At 60.3% G+C, this 22,077-nt stretch carries 18 protein-coding genes and 1 riboswitch; of the genes, 10 read left to right on the top strand and 8 right to left on the bottom strand.

What is annotated here, in order from left to right:
- Position 1 precedes the first annotated feature (1 nt).
- The 3 genes from HMPREF3148_RS08390 (at position 2) to HMPREF3148_RS08380 (ending at position 5,108) form a co-directional block, all read left to right on the top strand.
- Complete coding sequence (locus HMPREF3148_RS08390; RefSeq protein WP_049151810.1) at positions 2-2,113, top strand: [protein-PII] uridylyltransferase; 2,112 nt, start codon at positions 2-4, stop codon at positions 2,111-2,113.
- A 47-nt stretch (positions 2,114-2,160) separates the two neighbouring features.
- The gene (gene ffh / locus HMPREF3148_RS08385) at positions 2,161-3,786 is read left to right on the top strand and encodes a signal recognition particle protein (RefSeq protein ID WP_070508995.1); all 1,626 of its coding nucleotides are present in this window, start codon (positions 2,161-2,163) and stop codon (positions 3,784-3,786) included.
- A 137-nt stretch (positions 3,787-3,923) separates the two neighbouring features.
- On the top strand, positions 3,924-5,108 hold the full coding sequence (locus HMPREF3148_RS08380) for a TIGR04053 family radical SAM/SPASM domain-containing protein (RefSeq protein WP_049151812.1): 1,185 nt from the start codon (positions 3,924-3,926) through the stop codon (positions 5,106-5,108).
- A 1-nt stretch (position 5,109) separates the two neighbouring features.
- Here the strand turns inward: HMPREF3148_RS08380 and HMPREF3148_RS08375 are convergent, their stop codons facing one another.
- On the bottom strand, positions 5,110-7,380 hold the full coding sequence (locus tag HMPREF3148_RS08375; RefSeq protein WP_049151813.1) for an acyltransferase family protein: 2,271 nt from the start codon (positions 7,378-7,380) through the stop codon (positions 5,110-5,112).
- 442 nt (positions 7,381-7,822) lie between these two features.
- Here HMPREF3148_RS08375 and rpsP point away from each other — a divergent pair, with 442 nt between their 5' ends.
- A complete protein-coding gene (gene rpsP / locus HMPREF3148_RS08370; RefSeq protein ID WP_005528863.1) occupies positions 7,823-8,320 on the top strand; it encodes a 30S ribosomal protein S16 in 498 nt (165 codons plus the stop codon).
- Between the two features lie 95 nt (positions 8,321-8,415).
- Here the strand turns inward: rpsP and HMPREF3148_RS08365 are convergent, their stop codons facing one another.
- Positions 8,416-8,826, bottom strand: coding sequence for a cupin domain-containing protein (locus tag HMPREF3148_RS08365; RefSeq protein ID WP_049062763.1), 411 nt, complete (start codon positions 8,824-8,826; stop codon positions 8,416-8,418).
- A 131-nt stretch (positions 8,827-8,957) separates the two neighbouring features.
- On the opposite strand from HMPREF3148_RS08365, the gene rimM reads away from it, so the two are divergent.
- The 6 genes from rimM (at position 8,958) to HMPREF3148_RS08335 (ending at position 16,117) form a co-directional block, all read left to right on the top strand.
- Positions 8,958-9,458 (top strand): ribosome maturation factor RimM, encoded by a 501-nt coding sequence (rimM, locus tag HMPREF3148_RS08360; RefSeq protein WP_049062762.1) that lies wholly within the window; start codon positions 8,958-8,960, stop codon positions 9,456-9,458.
- Positions 9,455-10,321, top strand: a complete 867-nt coding sequence (gene trmD, locus HMPREF3148_RS08355) for a tRNA (guanosine(37)-N1)-methyltransferase TrmD (RefSeq protein WP_049151814.1) — start codon at positions 9,455-9,457, stop codon at positions 10,319-10,321. The genes rimM and trmD overlap by 4 nt, the downstream gene beginning before the upstream one ends.
- Complete coding sequence (locus HMPREF3148_RS08350) at positions 10,311-10,673, top strand: hypothetical protein (protein WP_049062760.1); 363 nt, start codon at positions 10,311-10,313, stop codon at positions 10,671-10,673. The genes trmD and HMPREF3148_RS08350 overlap by 11 nt, the downstream gene beginning before the upstream one ends.
- 151 nt (positions 10,674-10,824) lie before the next feature.
- Entirely contained in the window at positions 10,825-11,403 is a 579-nt protein-coding gene (locus HMPREF3148_RS08345; RefSeq protein WP_049062759.1) for a hypothetical protein, read from the top strand.
- A gap of 182 nt (positions 11,404-11,585) precedes the next feature.
- Positions 11,586-13,892, top strand: coding sequence for a Tex family protein (locus tag HMPREF3148_RS08340; protein ID WP_049062758.1), 2,307 nt, complete (start codon positions 11,586-11,588; stop codon positions 13,890-13,892).
- Positions 13,893-13,993: 101 nt separating this feature from the next.
- A complete protein-coding gene (locus tag HMPREF3148_RS08335) occupies positions 13,994-16,117 on the top strand; it encodes a YhgE/Pip family protein (RefSeq protein WP_100618701.1) in 2,124 nt (707 codons plus the stop codon).
- A 14-nt stretch (positions 16,118-16,131) separates the two neighbouring features.
- Here HMPREF3148_RS08335 and HMPREF3148_RS08330 read toward each other — a convergent pair whose 3' ends face one another.
- From HMPREF3148_RS08330 to thiC, 6 genes are all read right to left on the bottom strand, one after another.
- Positions 16,132-17,286: a ThiF family adenylyltransferase gene (locus HMPREF3148_RS08330; RefSeq protein ID WP_049151815.1), complete on the bottom strand. Its 1,155-nt coding sequence runs from the start codon at positions 17,284-17,286 to the stop codon at positions 16,132-16,134.
- A complete protein-coding gene (locus HMPREF3148_RS08325) occupies positions 17,286-18,065 on the bottom strand; it encodes a thiazole synthase (protein WP_049063504.1) in 780 nt (259 codons plus the stop codon). Before HMPREF3148_RS08325 ends, HMPREF3148_RS08330 begins: the two co-directional genes overlap by 1 nt.
- A 4-nt stretch (positions 18,066-18,069) precedes the next feature.
- Entirely contained in the window at positions 18,070-18,267 is a 198-nt protein-coding gene (gene thiS / locus HMPREF3148_RS08320; protein WP_005528881.1) for a sulfur carrier protein ThiS, read from the bottom strand.
- 45 nt (positions 18,268-18,312) lie between these two features.
- The gene (gene thiO / locus HMPREF3148_RS08315; RefSeq protein WP_049151816.1) at positions 18,313-19,437 is read right to left on the bottom strand and encodes a glycine oxidase ThiO; all 1,125 of its coding nucleotides are present in this window, start codon (positions 19,435-19,437) and stop codon (positions 18,313-18,315) included.
- Positions 19,434-20,075, bottom strand: a complete 642-nt coding sequence (locus HMPREF3148_RS08310) for a thiamine phosphate synthase (RefSeq protein WP_080970054.1) — start codon at positions 20,073-20,075, stop codon at positions 19,434-19,436. The genes thiO and HMPREF3148_RS08310 overlap by 4 nt, the downstream gene beginning before the upstream one ends.
- Complete coding sequence (gene thiC, locus HMPREF3148_RS08305; RefSeq protein ID WP_049151817.1) at positions 20,068-21,825, bottom strand: phosphomethylpyrimidine synthase ThiC; 1,758 nt, start codon at positions 21,823-21,825, stop codon at positions 20,068-20,070. The genes HMPREF3148_RS08310 and thiC overlap by 8 nt, the downstream gene beginning before the upstream one ends.
- Positions 21,822-21,937, bottom strand: a riboswitch (TPP riboswitch). (Overlaps the previous gene by 4 nt.)
- Positions 21,938-22,077: the final 140 nt, after the last annotated feature.

Here is a 22,077-nt window from a genome sequence, read left to right as displayed (position 1 = left end):
GATGCACAACGCCGCCCAGCTTCGCGCACAAGCGTACGAAGCGGCGCTCGCATTAACCAAGACCCTGGAGTTGCCAGAGGGGACCGCCCTCGCAGCTACAGGGTCTTTTGCGCGCCGCGAGATGACGCCGTATTCCGACCTCGACTTCCTCCTCATTCACGCCGATGGCACGGAGGTCGATGAGGACGCGGTGGCAGATATTTGGTACCCCATTTGGGAGGCTAAATACCACTTGGATTATGCCCTGCGCACCCCCACCGAGTGTGCGGAAATCGCTGGGGCCGATCCCGCGGCAGGTTTCGCGCAACTGGATCTGTCCTACGTGGCGGGGAACAAGGCGCTTGTCGACGAAGCGCGCGCCAAGATTATTTCCCAGTGGCGGATTTTGCTGCAGAAGCATTTTGATTCTTTTCTCAACACTGCCATCGCGAGGTGGCGGCGGTCCGGAACGCTGGCAACGATGACCAACCCGGATATCAAGAACGGCCGCGGTGGCTTGCGCGATATTCAGTTCATCAGGGCCTTGGCATTGGGTAACTTGGCAGATGCCCCGCGCTTGGATTCTGAGCGCGACCTGCTGCTGGATGTTCGCACTCTGCTGCATGTTCACGCCCATCGGCACCGCGACCTGCTCGACCCTGAGTTTGCGGCCGAAATTGCGGAGGAGCTGGGCTTTGTAGACCGCTACGAGCTTTCGGCTGCGGTGGTCAAGGCGGCGTCGACAGTGGATAAGGCCATGGAGAGGGCATTGGCCACAGCACGGGGCGTCGTGGGCAGGCGCCAGCGCCTCGGTAGCCGCAAACCACTGGATGTCGGTGTTGTGGATAGTGGCGGTTACGTCACATTGGCCCGTAATGCAGATCTCGATGATCCGGGCCTGGGGCTGCGCGTGGCCGCGGCATCAGCGCGGACCAACCGCCCTATCGAACCAGGTGTATGGAAGTTGTTGCCTGCATCGCCTGAGCTACCGCAGAGGTGGAAAGCTGCCACTACCGACGCCTTTTTTACCATCTTGTCTTCCCCCACAGACACACCTCGTCTGATTCAGGAATTAGATCGGGTAGGGATGTGGGAGAAGCTCGTTCCCGAATGGGCTCATATTCGTGGCATGCTGCCCCGCGAGCGGAGCCACGCACACACGGTGGACTACCACACGATGCTGACGGTGGCGCGGTGCGCCGAGGTGCGTACCACTGTCGCCCGCCCAGACCTTCTCCTGCTCGCGGCGCTCTACCACGACATTGGCAAGGGCTACGACCGCCCCCATGCCGCCGTCGGAGCGGAGATGGTGGCCAAAGCTGCCGCTAAGATGCGATTAAACTTGGCGGATCGCTCTCGAGTGCAAACCCTAGTAGCTGAGCACACGACGCTAGCCAAACTGGTTTCTCGAATGGATCCTCACTCAGATGAGGCGCGCGATAAGCTGCTCGCGGCAGTCCATTATGACTACCTCACGCTGTCCCTGCTCCTCGTCTTGACCAAAGCCGATGCCGAATCTACAGGGCCTAATGTATGGAACCCGCGTTTAGAGTCCGGAATAAAGGTCTTGAGCGAGCGTGCTTTTGACCAGTTGGAAGCGCTCACACCCACTAAACCGGTGGTTTATGCCGAAGAGGAAATAGCTTTGAGCACTGACTATGAAGAGCGCACGCTCACCGTGACGTGGCGGGGCAAATACCAGCGCGAAGTCGTTCGTCCTTTGGCGCTCATCGCGGCGCTGGGCTGGACCATTGTGTCTTCGCGGATGGCGCGCGTTTCGGATGCGCAAGGGGAGGGGTTTGCCGCGGAGTTCGATGTGCGCACCGTGGCGGAGAGCTTCGATGCCGCGGCGGACGAGGCGCGGTTTATCCAGTCTTATAAATCAGGCGTATTCACGGTACTACCGGAGATTGACGGGGCGCCGACCACTGCGATGTGGACCGGCGGGGTGTTCGAGGTTCGCACAGTGGAGCGCACCGGTGTGCTGGGGCACGTGCTGGCGAAGCTACCGGACTGTGAGTGGATCACCAGCTATGTTCCGGGCGCCACGATGGTCCTGCACGCGAAGCCGCTTGGCGACGTCCCCCGCGCGACATTGGTCAGTAATGTGACCCAAGCGCTTGTGAGCGGCTAAGCTGGGGGAGTTAAAAATTACCCGAGATTCTGAGGGAGCACTCACTCGTGTTTGAGTCACTGTCCGATCGCTTGCAAACAGCCTTGTCAGGTCTGCGTGGCAAGGGCAAGCTGACCGAGGCCGACATCAATGCCACCGCCCGCGAGATTCGTCTCGCGCTGCTGGAGGCCGACGTCTCGCTCACCGTCGTCCGTGCCTTCATCAAGCGCATCAAGGAGCGCGCCGCTGGCGCAGAGGTCTCCGAGGCGCTGAACCCGGCGCAGCAGGTCATCAAGATCGTCAACGAGGAGCTCGTTGACATCCTCGGTGGCGAGACCCGCCGCTTGCAGTTTGCCAAGAACCCACCTACGGTCATCATGCTGGCCGGTCTGCAGGGTGCTGGTAAGACCACCCTCGCCGGCAAGCTGGCCAAGCACCTGTCCAAGCAGGGCCACACCCCAATGCTGGTGGCTTGTGACTTGCAGCGTCCAGGCGCGGTCCAGCAGCTCCAGATCGTCGGCGAGCGCGCGGAGGTCGCAGTCTTTGCTCCGGACCCGGGTACCTCCATCGAATCCCATGAGCACGAGATGGGCACCTCCCACGGTGACCCAGTCGCCGTCGCCCAGGCGGGTATTGAGGAAGCCAAGCGCTCCCAGCACGACATCGTGATCATCGATACCGCGGGCCGCCTCGGTATTGATGAGACCCTGATGACTCAGGCACGCAACATTCGCGACGCCGTGAACCCAGATGAAGTCCTCTTCGTCATCGACTCCATGATTGGTCAAGACGCAGTCCAGACCGCCGAGGCCTTCCGCGACGGCGTCGACTTCACCGGCGTGGTCCTGACCAAGCTCGACGGCGACGCCCGCGGTGGTGCGGCGCTGTCTATCCGTGAGGTCACGGGTAAGCCCATCATGTTCGCCTCCACGGGCGAGAAACTCCAGGACTTTGACGTCTTCCACCCTGAGCGCATGGCTTCGCGCATCCTGGGTATGGGTGACTTGCTCTCGCTCATCGAGCAGGCTGAGGCCACTCTCGACCACCAGAAGGCTGAAGAAGCTGCCGCCAAGCTTGGCACCGGTGAGCTTACCCTGAATGACTTCCTGGATCAGATGCTGATGATCCGCCGCATGGGCCCAATCGGCAACCTGTTGAAGATGATGCCGGGCGGCAAGCAGATGAACCAGATGGCAGAGATGGTCGATGAGAAGCAGCTCGACCGCATCCAGGCCATCATTCGCGGCATGACCCCGCAAGAGCGTGAGAATCCGAAGATCCTCAACGCCTCCCGCCGCAAGCGTATTGCGAACGGTTCCGGCGTTTCGGTCTCTGAGGTCAACCAGCTCATCGAGCGCTTCAACGAAGCCAAGAAGATGATGTCCAAGATGGCTGGCCAGTTCGGCATGGGCCCAGGCATGGGCCGTTCTGCGACCAAGAAGAAGGCCAAGGGCCGCAAGGGCAAGAACGGCAAGCGCAAGCCTGCCAAGAATCGTCCACGCGGCGGCATGCCGGGCATGCCAGGAGGTATGCCGGGAATGCCTGGTGGAATGCCGTCCATGGAGGAACTGCAGAAGCTGCAGAGCCAGATGGGCGGCGGTGGAATGCCAGGAATGCCGGGCATGCCGAAGATGCCCAAGGGAATGGAAAACATCGATCTCAACAACCTCGACTTTGGGCAGGGCAAGAAGTAAATAGATTCCCACCACGAGGGGGCGGATGCGCGTTGCGTGTCCGCCCCTTTTTTGTCTTCGCCGGTTTGGCTCCCTAGATTTTCTACGGCTAAAGTTGGATTTAAGAACTTCCGAGTCCAAAGGTCACCGAACGCGCCATGAAGCCCACCCCAGTTTTCCGCCAAGTCCACCATGACATCAACGCGAAGCCCTTCATCGCCATTTGGGAGGTAACACGCGCCTGCCAGCTGGTATGTCAGCACTGCCGCGCCGATGCGCAGCACGAGCCAGCGCCTGGACAGCTGACCACGGAACAGGGCAAGGCGCTACTGGACTCCATCGCGAGCTATGACAAACCGCGCCCCATCGTGGTGCTCACCGGCGGCGACCCTTTTGAACGCGGCGACCTCGAAGAGCTCACCGAATACGGCACCTCCCTCGGACTGAACGTGTCGCTGTCGCCGTCGGTGACACCGCGTCTCACGCGTGAGCGCCTGGAAGGGCTGCGCGCCGCTGGCGGTTGCGCATTGTCTCTTTCCCTTGATGGTGCTACCGCGGACACCCACGACTATTTTCGCGGATTTTCGGGCATTTTCGACCAAACTATCAAGATGGCTGAAGTAGTCACGGACGTAGGCTATCGTCTGCAGATTAACTCCACCATCACCAAGAACAACGTCAGGGAAGCACCTCAGCTGCTCAAGCGCGTTATCGCAATGGGCGCGAAGCTGTGGAGCGTGTTCTTCCTCGTTCCCACCGGCCGTGGCACTGGTTTGGAAGCGCTGACGCCGCTCGAGCGCGAGGACGCCATGCATTGGCTGCACGACGTCTCCAATCGCGTCGCCATCAAGACCACCGAAGGCCCGCAGTATCGACGCATCGTCATCGAAGCCCAGCGGGGGAGCGAATACGAGGGCGGCGAGCTCTATAAGTACCTCACCGAGGAAACCGAGCGAGTTCTCAGGCCCGCGGATGCCTCACATACGCGCCGCCCCCGCCCGCCGATGGCCATCAACGCTGGCTCCGGGTTCGTCTTCATTGATCACCTGGGCGACGTCTACCCAAACGGCTTCTTGCCCATGCATTGCGGCAACGTCAAGGAGCAAACTCTGCCGGATATCTATGCCAATTCGCCGGTGTTTAAGAAACTGCGCGATCCTGCCCAGTGGTCGGGCAAGTGCGCGGTGTGTGAGTATGCAAGCGTCTGTGGCGGCTCGCGCTCGACCGCATTCGCGATGACGGGCGATCCTTTGGCCTCCGATCCCACGTGTGCTTATGTTCCGCTTGCATGGGAAAGGCAGAAGGACAAGCTTGACGCCGCCACCCACGTTAAAAGCAGCTAACTTAGACGGCGTCGTTGTCGAAGTAATAAGGGTAGGGAACCGGCTGAGGCGCTTCCGAAGTAGGGGACACAGTTTTCGGCGTCGAAGACTGCGGCGTGGGCTTCGGAGTTGATGATGGGGATTCAGGCGGGTCCTGCTTTTGCTTCTTGCCTTCGAGGAAGGGAGCGATAGCCTTGCGCAGCATGGGGGCTGCGGACTCGGCAAAAGCATTGCTGATGTGGTGCATATCGCGGTACACCATGGTATTTCCGATGACAACGGGGCAAGCGCCGTCCTTGTCACAGAACCAAGAAGAGGTGTCCAGGGAAATCATGTTGTCATACTCAGACAAGATCTCGGCGCCTGGATCAACAGGGGCGTAAACCTCGTCAAAAGTCATGCCGCAACCTTCAATGTCTTCGGTAGCTACGTAGCATTCATCAAACTCGCGGCCTTTACCGGCGTCATCGAAGCCCCAGGGGTTATCACGCAGACCGAGGAAAGGTATCTTCTCCTCAGCCAAGCGGTTCCAGAATTCGATGTATCCGGCTGGGACGTAGTCCGGACCTTGACCAAGCGGGCCCGAAGGGCGGGTGGTGTTGGAAATGACCAGGGCCGGCTTGGCGTCGACGATGCGGTCAGTGACCATCTCGCCCCACTTATTGCACTCAGGGGTGACTGTAAGGTCGTCGCCAAGCTCAATCGGACAGTCCTGTCGCAGCATCGGGACAATCTTGAAGTGCATTTCGCGGCCTAGGCGGTCAAGGCCAGCTATCCACTGCTCTGCGTGAGAACCGCCAACCACATAGACTTCAGTCTTTGCTTCACGGTCACCGAATGTGCAAGGTGTGCCGTCGAGGCGTGCGCTAGGCAAGTAATCCGCAGGCATGTCTTGGCCGATGAAACAGAAGGCCACAGCAGTTGGAGGCATAATGCCGCCGACCAAAATAGGGTCTGGCTTAAACTCCACGCCCTTCGGGGTGTCAGCGTTCATGGCAAATGCGGCTGCGCCTGGGTACAGCTTTGGATCGAGGTTTTCCGCATTCTCTGAGTAAATGGTGCTCATCCACATTGGTTGGATTAATAGCAGGCCAGCTACACAGGCGCTGATAAGCACACCACCAACAGCGCGCAAGGAACCAGGGGTGTGCTTCATCGATGCAATAGCGCTGTTGACTGGAAGATCATCCTTGGTCGGGCGCTTGCGAGCCTGGCGCAGAGGCTTTTCCAGGAAGCGGTGCGTGAGGTCTGCGAGGACCAAGGAAATTGCGATGATAATAATGCCCAGCCACCACGGCGGGGTTTCTAAATCCAATGCCTTTGTAGACAGGATCAACAGTGGCCAGTGCCAGAGGTAGAGCGGGTACGCGACGTCGCCAAGCCAGCGTGCCTTTGGGGAAGCCATGTGGCGGGAAATAGACCCGCCGCCTCCCAAGATAATTAGGACAGCGCCGCCGAGCGGAAGCAAGGAAAGCGGTCCCGGGTAAGCGGTGGTCTCGGCGATAACGGCGCCGGTAAAAACCAAGCATACGAGGCCGAGCCCGGTGAAGAAATTGGAGAATCGAGTCGGGATATTCCACTTCGAGCCGTAAATCGCGAGAACGGCGCCGAGCGTTAACTCCCATGCGCGGGACCACGTGGAGTAGTAGTTAGCGGGCGAACCGTACAGCCCCTCCCGAGATGCATAGGCAAAGGATGCGATCGTAGCGACGATAAGAATGGGGCCAGCGATTTGATTGACAGTGGGGAAGCGCACCTGCTTGAGACGCTTAGGGTCCTCAGCTGGGCGCAGTTTCATGATGGCCGCGAGAATCAGCGCGAAAACGATGCCCATGATGTAGAACTGGCCCTGCACAGCCATTGACCACATGTGCTGCAGTGGCGAGGTGCTTGCAGAGGCGGCCGTGTAATCCGCGTTTTGCCTCGCTAGTTCCCAGTTCTGGAAGTAGAGCATCGTGGCTGTAATTTGCTGAGCCAGCTCGGTGCGCATGAGTTCCGGCGTGAAAGTGCGTACCAAGAAACAGGTGGCGCCGATAACTAGAACGAGGCTTGGTACGAGGCGCCTGAGCGTGCGCCAAATCGGCCACCATGGATTCAGGGATGCATTTGGCTTGGCGGCATAGCGAAGCTGCGAGCCCAAAAAGAAGTAGCCAGAAAGCAGCAAGAAGACATCGACGCCGCCGGACACTCGCCCGACGAATACGTGATAAATAACCACGAGTGCGATAGCGATGCCGCGAAGACCGTCTAGGTCGTAGCGGTAGCGGAAGCTGCGTGGCGAATCTTCAGTCATATTCTCTCTCAGCAGGCCGGGCAACTGCAAAAATATTTTGAATACTCTTGTGTGGGACCGCCCTAGAGGAGGGCGCAGTGCTCAATCGCTTAAGGTAAGGCCTGAAAGGGTCATTGGTTAGCGTCAAACAGATTACTCTGTTGTGCGCCCAAGGGCATAACGGCGCGGCTACTTAGAGGCAGCAGTTGCTTGGGCCGTTGTGCAGATTTCTTTTTTCATTCGCATGACGCTAGAATCGTTTAGGTTGTCTGTCGCGTGCTTCTTTTGGAGAAAAGTATGCACACGTGCGGACTGCACCTCAAACTTAAAATTCTGCGTAACGCCGGTACCGCCTACGGACGGCCGGCATGTCACGCGCAGGGTAAATCCAAGGGCTGAACCGGCGCACCGCTATCAGGTTGTGCGTGTCTGAACTGCCCGGTGACTAGAAAAGGAGCCAATCATGGCCGTAAAGATCAAGCTGCAGCGTATCGGTAAGATCCGCAACGCTGAGTACCGCGTCATCATCGCTGATGCACGCACCCGCCGCTCCGGCAAGGCTATCGAGAACATCGGCATCTACCAGCCGAAGCAGGAGCCTTCCCTCATCCAGATCGATTCCGAGCGCGCACAGTACTGGCTGGGCGTTGGCGCACAGCCGACCGAGCCGGTTCTCGCGCTGCTGAAGGTCACCGGTGACTGGCAGAAGTTCAAGGGCCTTCCAGGTGCTGAGGGCACCCTGAAGGTTGCTGAGCCGAAGCCTTCCAAGCTGGAGCTGTTCAACGCTGCACTGGCTGAGGCTAACAACGGCCCATCCATCGAGGCCATCACCGAAAAGAAGAAGAAGGCCAAGGAAGAGGCAGAGGCTAAGGCTGCTGCTGAGAAGGCTGCAGAAGAAGCTGCTGCTGCTGAGGCTGCTGCTGCAGAGTCCGCTGAGGCTTCTGAGGAGTCCGCAGAGTAATCTCGCTGCGCTTTTGCGTAACTAGATCTTCTAAAGGGCGCCTGTTACCTCCCGTAAAGGGGAACGGTAACAGGCGCCCCTTTGCTATCACCGTTTTAAGCGCTGGCTATTGTTTCTCCTGTCAACATTGTGAGCAGCATAATTGCCGGTGAATCGCCATCCGATTCCACCGCGTCAACCCGGTGTGGAACATAGGCTGGCAGGTGGATGATCTGGCCTGGCCGGAGGGGGACTTCTTTGCCTCCACACGTAAACAAGACTTCTCCGCGCAACGTTTGCACGGTAATCGGATGTGCGGCCTTATGGTCCGGCAAACTTTGGCCCGCGTTAAAGGTGAATAGGATGAGGTTGCCGCCATCGGCGCTCAACACGCGTTTGACGGCCGGGCGCGGGCGCTGCGCGTTTGGTTCTGGCGCCTCCGCCAGGAGGTCCAGATTGAGCATTTTCTTGCCGCGATGGCTGGCATTACCGAAGGTGGTTACGTCATTGATTGGAAGCTCTGCCATGGGCTTCTCCTTTATCTAAAAGCGGTGGTTTCATTCTCAACGTTACCCAAAAATATCGGATTTAATAAGTCTAAAATCGTATAAAATATCGTAGTTCGTGCCGTCAGTTGGAAGCGATTAAAGTTGAGCAAATGGAACTAATGATCGGCCGTGTCATCAAATCGCACGGAATCAAAGGCGAGCTGAGCGTCGAAGCCACCACCGACGAGCCCGAAATCCGCTTCGCGGTGGGCGAGGTGCTCCATGGCCGCCAAGGAAAGAAGGAACACGAACTCACCATCAAGGCAGTTCGCGTGCACAAGGGGCGCCTTCTCATCACCTTTGAAGAGATAAAGGACCGCACCGCGGCAGATTCGCTCCGCGGCACACAGTTCTTCGCCCCGCCGCTCGATGACCCTGACGATGACGGTTTCTACGACCATGAGTTGGAAGGCTTGCGCGTCATCCATGATGGCAACGACATCGGCGAGGTCACCGGGCTTACCCATGGGCCAACCCAGTCCTTACTGGAGGTGCGATTGGAATCTGGCAAGGAAGCCTTGATTCCCTTCGTTGAAGAAATCGTTCCCGAGGTCGATCTCGACGAAGGCACCTGCACCATCACTCCACCGGAAGGATTGTTGGACCTGTGAGGCTCGATGTCATTACGATTTTCCCCGCGTACTTGGACCCGCTGCGTCATGCTCTGCTGGGCAAGGCCATCGAGCAGGGCAAGCTATCTGTAGGCGTCCACGATCTGCGTGCCTGGGCTACGGATGTCCACAAATCTGTGGACGATTCCCCCTTTGGTGGCGGCCCAGGCATGGTCATGAAACCGGAAGTTTGGGGCCCTGCGCTTGACGACGTCGCCAGTGGTGCCGCGCGCACCACGGACCTGGAATCCTCCCTTCCGCACCTCAATAGGCCGCGCCACGACGACGTCGAGGGCGTGGAGGCCATCGGCTACGAGCGGTCGGTAGGGGAGGACGGCGTTGCTGAGGATCCGTCCTTGCCGCTGCTGATCGTGCCGACCCCCGCGGGTAAACCTTTTAGCCAAGCAGACGCGCGCGAGTGGTCCAACGAGGAACACATCGTCTTTGCCTGTGGCCGCTACGAGGGCATCGACCAGCGTGTCATTGACGATGCAGCGCAGCGCTACCGCGTGCGAGGAGTCTCCATCGGGGACTACGTGCTCATCGGCGGGGAGGTGGCGGTGCTGGTTATTGCTGAGGCCATCGTGCGCCTCATCCCAGGCGTGCTCGGCAATAAGCGCTCTCATGAGGAAGATTCATTCTCCGATGGTTTGCTCGAGGGCCCGAGCTACACCAAACCACGCGAGTGGCGTGGGCTGGCCGTGCCTGAGGTGCTGACCTCTGGAAACCACGCGCGGGTGGATGAATGGCGCCGGCAACAGTCGCTAAAACGTACGCTGGAACGCCGTCCGGAACTGCTCGAAAAAGTTGAGCTGGATAAGAAAGACAAGAAGTTCCTGGAGAGTCTTCGTAATGGAAGTTAGTACTGACCTGTCAGTTTTGATGACGGAAAAAGAGTGGAACGAGATTCTCGACGGCATGCCAGAACAGCTGGCTGCAAACGGTTATGAGCCAGCGAATATTAGCGCTGAGGTCGTCTCTTTCACTTGCGAGCCGGATAATGTGCTCGTCAACGAGTACATGGACAGGCATGGCTCCGCGCCGGTTAGTGAGAATGTCTGGCGCGTCATCGTCAATGGAACCTCAACGTTGCCGCTGACCAAGGTGACCGCGGCAGTGGTGGACTGCCTGCCACCACACATTCTGTGGTACGGCACCTCCGAGATCGGTCACACTGAGTTCGGGTTGGGCACCGCCTGCGCGTGGCAATCATAAATCTTTAGGCCGAGCCATCTTGTGAGCTGCGGAAAGGGGAATGTTCCCCGAAATCAATCGTCGCTGGTAGTACCTGTCTTATTGTGAAGTCATCAAAAGGAAGTTTCCTTACTTCCTTCTCTCTTTACTCGATACAAGGCAGGTGCACCGCATGTCCATCCCCAACAATTTCCCTCAGGCCAACAACGGCGCTGGTTTCACCTATCCGGCAGATAACTACCTGGCACCCACAGAGCAGCGCGGCGGGATTTCAGCCGGCTTGGCAGTGGCTATTACGGCCATCGTTGCTCTTTGCCTAGCTGCAATCGTGGCGGGCGTCATGGCGTTCATGGGCAAAAGCGGCGGCTCTGATGCTGCTGCTGGTGCGGCCTCCCCAGTGCCTGTCTCCTCTGCACAGGACGTCGCTCCAGTAACTGTCACTGAGCAGCGCCCGGCTACCGTGACCGTGCAGGCGCCAGAACCTGTCGTACCCGCTCAGCGCGTTGCACAAGCTCCGTCCTACTCCTCTGGATACACCAGCTATCGAGCGCTCACCGGCAACACCTCGCAAAGCTTTGCAGCAAATGTTTATTCATCCTTTGTAAGCAACTACGCCGCGACCGGCTCCCCGAACGCAACGCTGAAGGTTTATTCTCCGGTTACCGGCGGCAACTACTACATGTACTGCTCCGGCACGTCCTCCTCTGTCCGCTGTTCTGGAGGCGACAACGCAGCAGTTCTCATCTACTAGCACCCCGCGAGCACATCAAAGCGTTGCGCTTCCTGAACGAGTCGCCCCGACACGAATGTGTTGGGGCGTTACTGCATGAGGGGAAAGTAATTGAGGAGTTGGAGCGCTCATCGCTGGGATGAAAGGGCAGTGCGGTACCTTTGTTGAGTCCAGAAAATCAGCCACAAAGGTGAGGATTTCTTTTGAAGATTGCAGCTACCATTGCCGCAGAGATTGGTGTAAAGGAGTCTCAGGTTGAGACTGCTTTGACGCTTCTGGCGGAGGGAAACACCGTCCCATTCATCGCACGTTACCGCAAAGAAGCCACTGGTGGTTTGGATGATTCGCAGTTGCGCACCATTGAGGAGCGCGCGACGTACCTGCGCGAATTGGAAGAGCGCAAAGAGGCAATTTTGGCGGCTATCGATGAGCAAGGAAAGCTCACTGACGAGCTGCGTGCACAGATTCTCGCGTGCGAGACCAAGGCGCGTTTGGAAGACCTGTACCTGCCATACAAGAAGCGCCGCAAGACCAAGGCCGACATCGCTCGCGAGGCCGGCCTGGAAGAGTTGACGGACAAGCTCATTGAGAACCCCACGGCCAATCCAGAAGAGATGGCGGGGCAGTTCCTGACTGAAGGATTTGAAGACACCAAGAAGGCTCTCGAGGGCGCGCGTTCCATCATCATCGATCGCTTTGCACTCGACGCCGACCTTGTGGGTGACGTGCGCGAGCGCATGTTTAGCCAGGGCACCATGGGGGCCAGTGTGGTGGCCGGAAAAGAAGCTGAGGGCGCAAAGTTTAAGGACTACTTCGAGTTCTCTGAGCCTTTTGATCAGCTGCCTTCGCACCGGATTTTGGCCTTGCTGCGTGGTGAAAACGAGGGCGTTCTCCAGCTCAACTTGGATGCCGGTGAAGACGAAGTCTATGAGGGCATGATTGCCGAGCGTTTTGATCTTGCGGTTAAGGATTCCAAGTGGCTTTCCGACGCCGTGCATTGGGGCTGGCGCACCAAGCTCTACATCTCTTCTGGCCTTGATGTGCGCATGCGCCTGAAGGAGATCGCCGAAGAGGGCGCCTTGAAGGTCTTTGCCACCAACCTGCGGGACGTTCTCCTTGCCGCGCCGGCTGGCCAGCGCGCCACCATTGGCTTGGATCCGGGCTACCGCAATGGCGTGAAGTGCGCTGTAGTTGATTCCACCGGCAAGGTGCTCGACACTGCGATTGTCTATCCGCACCAGCCACAGAACCAGTGGTCCCAAGCTGTTAGCACCTTGGCAACGTTGTGCGCGAAGCACTCTGTGGACCTCATGGCCATCGGCAACGGCACCGCTTCCCGTGAGACGGAGAAGCTGGCCAACGAGATCGCTGACATGCTCAAGCAAGCCGGCGGTCAGCGTCCAACTCCGGTCGTTGTCTCCGAGTCCGGCGCTTCGGTGTACTCGGCCTCCCAGTTGGCGGCGGAGGAGTTCCCAGACATGGACGTCTCCCTGCGTGGTGCGGTCTCCATCGCTCGCCGTCTCCAGGATCCCCTGGCTGAACTGGTAAAGATCGATCCGAAGGCCATCGGCGTTGGCCAGTATCAGCATGATGTTAACCAGACCGCACTCGCTCGCACCCTCGATGGCGTGGTTGAGGACGCCGTGAACGGTGTGGGCGTGGACCTGAATACTGCTTCCGTGCCGCTGCTAGAGCGCGTCGCAGGTGTAAACGCCACCATCGCCACCAACATCGTGGCCTACCGTGATGAGAACGGTTCCTTCGCATCCCGCAAGGAACTCAAGAAGGTTCCGCGCTTGGGGCCAAAGGCCTTCGAGCAGGCAGCAGGCTTCTTGCGCATCAATGGCGGAACCGATCCGCTCGATAGCTCGGCAGTTCACCCTGAGGCCTACCCGGTGGTGGCGCGTATCGCGGAGTCCACGGGGCTCGGTGTGGCTGAACTTATCGGTAACTCCAGAGTGCTGCAGAAACTGCAGCCGGCAGACTTCGCTGACGATACTTTCGGTGTCCCCACCGTCACGGACATCATCGCTGAGCTGGATAAGCCAGGCCGCGATCCGCGCCCTGAGTTCAAGACCGCTACTTTCAAGGAAGGAGTGGACAAAGTCTCAGACCTGGTACCGGGCATGATTTTGGAGGGGACCGTCACCAACGTTGCGGCCTTCGGCGCCTTCGTGGACGTCGGAGTGCACCAGGATGGTCTGGTACACGTCTCCGCGATGAGCAATAAGTTCATCTCCGATCCGCACGAGGTCGTGCGCTCCGGGCAGGTAGTAAAGGTTAAGGTCATGGAGGTTGACGTGCAGCGTCAGCGCATCGGCCTCTCGCTCCGCTTGGATGACGAGCCCGGCCAGCCTGCACAACGCCAGGGTGGCGGCAAGCGTGGTGGCAACACTGGCAAAGGCGCCAAAGGTGGCCGTGGAGCGCGTGGCGGCCGCGGCAATTCCGGTGGACGTCCCGCCGGCGGCTCCATGGCGGATGCACTGAAGAAGGCCGGCTTCGGCAAATAAAATCTATTAAATGTTGCTTCGTGGCGCGTTAGTGCAGTGCGGCGAGTTAATGATAAGTTTGGCGAAACAAACAAAAGGGTGGCTGCAGTCACCATGCCTTCATGAGGGAGATTTTCGCCTTGCATCAGAAACAAACACCGTTCCACGCCACGCAGCCGGCTGCCCATGCCGTGCAAGAAACGGAAGCGGAAGGGTGGCATCGCATCCTGGACTGGCGCCCGCGGAGCACACTCTCGCGGGTGCTGATTGTTTTCCTGCTGGTAGCGCCAGTCATCCTCGCAGCCACGATGATGTGGGCGATGTGGGACCCTTCCAAGTACATGCGGCAGATTGACCTGGCGGTGGTCAACGAGGACGCAGGCGTGGAAAAGCAGGGCAAATACGTCAACTACGGCGATCAAGTAGTAGAAGGCCTCCTGGAAACTGACTACCTGAACTTCTCCGAGATGAACGCCCAGGAGGCAAACGATGGGTTGTTAAAGGGCAAGTACCTGATGGTGGTGACCATCCCAAAGGATTTCTCGGAGCAAGCGGTCACCATCATCAGCGATAAGCCGGTCAAACCGCAGATCCACTTCGCCAGCAACGACTATTACGGAACGAATGGCTCGGTGATTTCTTCGAGCCTGGTTCCGCAGGTGCAGACCAGCGTTGAGAACGCGATTTCCAAAAAGTATGCGGATCAAGTCATCGAGGGCATGGTCAAGCTCAGCGATGGCATCGGTGCCGCAGCCGCAGGCGCAAGCCGTCTTGACGAGGGCGTGGGCAAGCTGCAGGCTGGCGGCGAGAAGGCTGTGACCGGCATCGACAAGCTGGATGCCGGAGCGGGCGAGCTCAACAACGGTGCGGGGCAGCTGCACGATGGCACTGGCCGGCTAGTCCAGGGCGTAAGCGAGCTTTCCATGGGCGCGGGCCGGCTTGACGACGGCGCGAATAAGCTGGCGACGGGCTCCGATAAGTTGCTGGAGGGCACGGGCAAGCTTGGCGAAGGCGCCAGCCAAATTGAAGGCGGCGTCGGCCAGCTGACCGGCATGCTCATCCCACTCCTGCAGCAAGCACAGTCAGTGGTGCCGAGCCTCATCGGCTTGGTGGACATGCTGCGCGGAATGGGAATGACGGACCAGGCAGACCAGCTTTCCGCTTTGCTGACGAAGCTGGATCCGGCAAATAGCAGCAACATGGTCTCCCAGCTGGAGAAGCTGCGTGATGGTACGAAGCAGTTGAATTACAACTTGTCCGACCCGAATTCCGAGTACCTAGGTGGCATGCTCAAGCTCAACCAGGGCACGCATCAGCTGGCGGAGGGAACCGGCCAGCTGAAAAGTGGCGTGGGCAAGCTATCGACCGGTGCCGTGCAGCTGAATGAAGGCGCGGGACGCCTGGCAGAGGGCACCACGAGCCTCAAGGATGGTACCGGTCAGTTGAAGAGTGGCGGTGCCCAATTGAAAGACGGCATCGATAGGCTCAAGGATGGTTCGGGTCAGCTCGCCACGAAGCTGGGCGAGGGCGCTGAGAAGGCCCCGCGTATTACCCAGCCGGATGTGACCGCACAGAATATGGCGGTGCCGATCAACTTCACTGAATCCAACGTCCATCCGGTGCAGACCGGCGTTAGTGCCGTCGACCCAACCAAGAAGGAAATCACGGGCGGCGTCTCGATGCTTCTGGTGCTCGTCTTTGGCTTCCTAGCCATGCTGCTGCTCGCTATGACCCTGCCTTATTATCTGCGTGGCATTTTGCCCGCATTCGCGCTGGTTAGCGGCATCAACTTCTTGTTGTTGCTGGGTATGGCGCTGATGTCCACGCTTATGGGCTGGCACCCGGCAAGCTGGCCGATGATGCTGGGAGTGCTCGCAGCAATCGCGATGGTGGGTGCTGCCACCTACCAGCTGCTGCTGGTGACCTTCGGGCGCAGGATTGGCGCCATCTTCGCGGTCGGCGTTTTTGCCATGGGCGTCATGGTCTTCGGCGGCGTGTGGCCCACGGCGGCCATCCCGGCACCGCTGCGTTTGCTGCATCCTTTGCACCCGATGACCTATGCCAAGAATGCCTTCACCCGCGCCACCGATGGCATTCATGACGGCACCTTCGCCGGCGGCATCGTAGTCTTGCTCAGCGTCACCGTCTTGGCAGTAGCCGCCAGCTACCTCATCTTCCGCGCACGCCACCACGGTACCGCGCGCCTATTGGACGAGCACAAGGTCATGACAGCGGCCACGGCTTAAGCGGCGTGCGCGAGCTAACCAAGCTCCCGGTGTAGGCGCTCCGCGCCGCCGGGGTAGCTGCGCAGCCGCAGTCCAAGCCCTGCGGCGAGCTCGCCATAGCGCAGCGCGAACCCGGCGCTGCGGCTGCCAGAATTACAAATTACCCAGACGGTGCCGCCAGCCGGAGCATCTAAGAAGCCCAGCGCCTCGCGCACCATCTCATCGCCAGCGGTGCCTGCGGCAATCGTGTGAAAAGGCAAAGCGCGCTGGCGCAAGTTCGCCGGCAGCGAGCTATAAAGCAGTGCGGACGGGTCGCGGATGTCGAGGAAAGACTCCGCAGCTTCGCCAGCGCTAGCAGCAACGCCAGCGCTAGCAGCAACGCTGGCGCTAGCAGCAACGCTGGCGTTGGAATTGAGCTCGGCATGAGCTCCCAGTGAGGTGCATAGTGCGCGCCCGGGATCGGCGCTGACGCGGAAGCTGCGCAGACTAGCTGGGTACGCGGTGTAGCTGGATACCTGGCCCACGGTGGTGTCGATTCCGGTGAACCAGCCAATCGCGGCGGTGGCCATCAGCCCGCCGATGACGGAGGTGGTAGCTCCCAGAACACCGGCGCTGGCGCAATCGGGAAGGGTATCGGCAGTGGGAGCGGCAGGGAAGAGGTCGCGCAAACCGCAGCCGCGGCCATCCGGGGTCTCAGTGCCTGAATGCCATAGTGCTACGTCGCCGCGAAAACCCAAGACGGTGCCCCAGACCAGCGGAGTCGAGGTTGCCTCGCAGGCGTCGGCGATGAGGTACTTCGTGTCGAAGGTATCTGTGCCGTCGATGATGAGGTCTGTGTCCTGACACAGATGCAGTGCATTGTCTGCGCTAAATCGGGCGACTTTCGCCTCGATGTGTATCTCTGGCTGTAGCTCGCGGGCGCGCCGGGCGGCGACCGCGGCCTTGGGCTGGCCCACGTCATCCACGCCGAAGAGCACCTGGCGGTGGATATTGCTCAGCGCTACCTCGTCATCGTCGATGAGCGTAATGTGCCCGATACCCGCGGCGGCCAGCTGCTGCAGGACCGGGCAGCCCAATCCGCCCGCGCCCACGATGAGCACGTGCGCGCGGTTAAGCGCAACCTGCGCATCCTGTCCGATTAGCACCTGTTGGCGTGCGGTGCGGGCAGACTCGAGTTCGCTAAGGCCCACTAGAGCACCTCATCGGCCCAGCTGGCAAGGCCTTCAAAGGTTGAGGAGGCTTGGGCATGCTCGCGGCGCGGGATGCGTCCTGCTTGGCGGGCATAGTGCCCGGCGGCCACCGCATGACGCATAGCGTGGGCCATGGCCACGGGGTCTTGGCAGCGGTTGATAGCGCTGGCCAGCAGAACCCCGTCACAGCCTAGCTCCATCGCGAGGGCGGCGTCGGAGGCGGTGCCGATGCCGGCGTCGACAAGCACGGGCACACTGGCGCGCGCGGCGATGAGCTCGATGTTGTGGGGATTTAAGATACCCAGCCCCGTGCCGATCGGCGCGCCCAGCGGCATCACGGCGGAAGCGCCCGCATCCTCCAAGCGCAGCGCCGCCACTGGGTCATCGCTGGTATAGGCCAAGACCGTAAACCCCTCTGCCACGAGGAGCTCGGTGGCGTCGATGGTTTCTACGACATCGGGAAGCAGCGTGTGTTCATCCGCGATGACTTCTACCTTGACCCAATTGGTGCCTAGCGCCTCGAGTGCCAGCTGCGCCGTGAGCACGGCATCGCGCGCGGTGCGGCAGCCCGCGGTATTCGGCAGCGGCTCGATGTTAAGCCGGCGCAGCAAGTCAAAGACGCTCTCGCCACCTGCCTGCGCGCTGTGGCGGCGCATCGCCACGGTGGTCAGCTGCGTGCCGGAGGCTACCAGCGCTTTTTCCAGCGCGTCCTGGCTGCTTGCGCCTCCTGTGCCCATGATGAGCCGGGATTCAAAGCTCTTATCCGCGATTGTCAGCACTTTACTAGCCTCCCTGGATTGCAGTAAGAACATCGATGACCGCGCTTTCTTCGAGGCGGGTGTCTTCCCACGCCGAGCGCGGAACCACCGCGCCATTTATGGCCACCGCAGTGCCCGCTTCTGGTGCATTGACCTCGGCAATCAGTGCTGCCACTGTTGCTGCGGTGGTATCCATCTTCTGCCCGTTGTAGGTGATTGTCATCGTGTTCCTTTTACCTGTCTTGATATAGCTGTCTGTACTTCGGCTCTAGCGCGCAAAGCGCAGCGGGTCACAGGCCGAAAGGTCGATGCTGGGGTCCTCGCCGAGGACGAGCTCGCGCGTACACCGTGCGCCGAAGGCGGCCAGCAGGATGCCATGGCGGAAATACCCAGTGGAGACAATGAGCCTGTCACTCACGCGCCCCAAGTAGGGAAGATCATCAGGCGTGCCCGGGCGGGCGCCGGTGGTGGCTTCTAGGAACTCGCAATCCTCGATGCCCGGCAGCACCCGGATGGCATCGCGCAGCAAGTCATAGACACCGCCGGCCAGCGGGGCATGGAGGCTATCCTCGCGGCTGGTCGCGCCCACGGCGATGGTTCCGTCGCCGCGTGGAATCAGATAGATAGGGCGGTCTTCCACGAATCCGCGCACCACGCGGTTTAGTAGCGGGCGGCGTTGCTCTGGCACACGTAGGCGCAGGATGTCGCCATAGACTGGGCGCAGCGGTTGCGACCATCCGCTAAGACCATTCGCCCCCAGTCCGGCGGCCAGCACCACCTGGTCTGCGGCGAAGGTACCTTCTTCGGTGTGTACCATTCCGCCGTCGACTCCATCGTCGATGTGTGTGACCTTTGTGCGGTGAAAGCGCACGCCTAAGTTTTCCGCGGCGTCATATAGCGCGAGCGCCCATTGCCGGGGGAAGACCTGCGTATCCCCAGGAATTGAGACGGCGCTGGCCAGGCGTGGGCTCAGCCCCGGTTCGAGGGAGCGCGCCTGCCGCACGGTGATGCGCTCGACCTGCATGCCGTGCGCATTCTGGTAGTCCATGAGCTCTGACAAATGCTGGGAATCGGCGCGGTCCGCGGCTACCACGAGCGTGCCTTCGTCGCGGTAGCCGGTATCGAGGTCGCTGTGCTTGGCGACGGCCGCGATGAGCTCCGGATACCACTTGCCTGAGGCCTGCATCAGCGGAAAGAGCGGGTCTTGTTGATAGACCACCTCCGCGGCGGGAGCCAGCATGCCGCCGGCATGGTGCGTGGCGCCGGATGCCGGCGCTGGGTCGAAGACATCGACATTGATCCCTGACTGCGCCATCTCTACTGCGGTGGCAAGGCCAATGATCCCGGCGCCGACGATGGCAACGCTTGAGCTGGCAGTGCTGGCCGTGCTCATGCGCGACCTTTCTCGAATTCGCTCAGGAGACGCTCGCAGTAGGCGGCCGGGTCCGGGGCATTCATGATTCCGCGCACGACGGCCAGGCCGTCGACGCCGGTTGCAGCGAGCTCGGCGGCATCGTCCGCGGTGACGTCGCCGATGGCGACTACGGGCAGCTGCGAGGCGGCGACGATCTCTGGATAGCCCTCGAGCCCCAGCGGGGTGCGCCCGGAATCCTTCGTCGGGGTAGCGCGGAAGGGGCCGCAGCCGACGTAGTCGAGGACATCCGCGTACTGGTTCGCGTCCCTAATTAACTCAAGTGTTCCCGTGGTCAGGCCGATGATGGCATCGGGGCCGAGCAGCTCACGCGCGGCACGTGGGCAGAGATCGTCCTGGCCGATGTGCACGCCGTGTACGGGCGCGCCCGCGCAACGCAGAGCTAGGGCGACGTCGACGCGGTCGTCGATAAGCACGTGCGTGCGCGGATTTACCTCGTGCACCGTCTCGGCCACGCGGGCGCCCAAATCATAGAGCGAGCGGGCAGAAATAGGCTTTGAGCGCACCTGCACCACGCCCGCGCCGCCACGCACGGCGGCCGCGGCAATCTCCGGTGTCATATTGGTGCCGGTGACGAAGTAACAACGCAGATCAAGCACGGCCGGCTGGCTCCTCGTCTGCTGTTTGATAGAGCTTGGAGCCTTGCGCCTTGAACTCGGCTGATATCATTGCCTCGCCCGCCTTGGCATCGACGGGGAAGCTCGGCATGCCCAGGGAATCTGAGAAAGTATCGCGAATATCCTGGCTAATCCGCATGGAGCAGAACTTCGGGCCGCACATCGAGCAGAAGTGCGCGGTCTTAGCAGGCTCGGCGGGCAGAGTCTCGTCGTGGTATTCCTGCGCGGTTTCCGGGTCGAGCGAAAGCGCGAACTGATCGTGCCACCGGAACTCAAAGCGGGCCTTGCTCATCGCGTCATCCCACGCCCGCGCGCCGGGGTGGCCCTTTGCCACGTCGGCGGCATGCGCGGCCAGCTTGTAGGTGATAACACCGGTCTTGACGTCGTCGCGGTTGGGAAGGCCCAGGTGCTCCTTTGGGGTGACGTAGCAGAGCATCGCGGTGCCGCCCATTGCAATGTGCGCGGCGCCGATGGCGGAAGTGATGTGGTCGTAACCAGGCGCGATGTCGGTGACCAAGGGGCCGAGCGTGTAGAACGGGGCGTCGGATGCCCAGTCCTGTTCCAGCTCGTTGTTTTCCTGGATCATGTTGAGCGGGACGTGGCCGGGGCCCTCCACCATGACCTGCACGTCGTACTCCCAGGCACGGCGGGTGAGCTCGCCGATGGTCTTAAGCTCGGCGAACTGCGCGGTGTCGTTGGCGTCGGCCAGGCTGCCAGGGCGCAGGCCATCGCCCAAGGAGAAAGCGACGTCGTACTGCGCAAAAATCTCGCACAGTTCGTCGAAGTTTTCGTAGAGGAAGGACTCCTTGTGGTGAGCCAAGCACCAGCCCGCCATGATGGAACCGCCGCGGGAGACAATTCCAGTGACGCGCTTGGTGGTCAACGGGATGAATGGGAGCAGAACGCCGGCGTGGATGGTCATGTAGTCCACGCCCTGCTCACACTGCTCGATGACGGTATCGCGGAAGATCTCCCAGGTAAGGTCCTCGGCCACGCCGTTTACCTTCTCCAGCGCCTGGTAGATAGGCACGGTGCCAATCGGTACTGGGGAGTTGCGCAGAATCCACTCGCGAGTGGTGTGGATGTCATCGCCGGTGGAAAGATCCATCACGGTATCGGCTCCCCAGCGGGTGGCCCAGCGCAGTTTGGACACTTCTTCTGCGATAGAGGAAGTCACGGCGGAGTTGCCGATGTTGGCGTTGATCTTGGTCAAGAACTTTCGGCCGATGATCATCGGCTCGGACTCAGGGTGGTTGATGTTATTCGGGATAATCGCACGTCCGCGGGCGACCTCGGCGCGCACAAACTCGGGATCGCAGTGCTCGCGCAGCGCCACGAACTCCATTTCCTTGGTGATGATTCCCTGGCGTGCATAGTGCATCTGGGTGACTCGCTTGCCCGGCTTGGCGCGCAAAGGAGTGCGCTTTTGCCCGCGCCATTCCTGGGAGGCAGCGCCGCGGCGCTGCGCGGACTTGCCGTCGTCGGCCAGATTGCGTTCGCGGCCGGCGTACTCCTCAACGTCGTCGCGGCCGGCAATCCACTCGCTGCGCAGACCCGGCAGGCCCACCTCCGGCTCGCACTCGGGGCCGCGGGTGCGGTAGACGCGGAAAGGTTCGTTGGGCCCCGTCGGGGAATCATCTAGAGCGATCTCGGTCTCCGGAACTTCCAGTCCGTTTGCGCGGATAGGGGAGTAAGAATGCTTGGGGTGGATCTCATTAGGAGTAGCCGTCATGGCGCCTTCCTCTCTTCCTTCGCTGGTGCTAACCAGACAGGTTCAAACGGTCTAGGTGCGGTATCTGCGCCTATCTCAGCCCACTTCTTCATGGGCACCCGTGGGGTACTTGCATTACACACCATAAGCCCTGTGATGCGCGTCTGTCTTGGAATTGCAAGAATTTGCTGTTCGCGCGGTGGGTATGGAAGAATCCTCTTGTTCTATGTAACAGGCACGAACCGGTCAGCTTCTCCAAGGTTGAAGGAGCGC

This window comes from Corynebacterium sp. HMSC05D08 (assembly GCF_001807215.1).
In the GTDB taxonomy this organism is placed as follows: Bacteria; Actinomycetota; Actinomycetes; order Mycobacteriales; family Mycobacteriaceae; genus Corynebacterium; species Corynebacterium striatum.
This window is presented reverse-complemented; position numbering and strand designations above follow the sequence as displayed.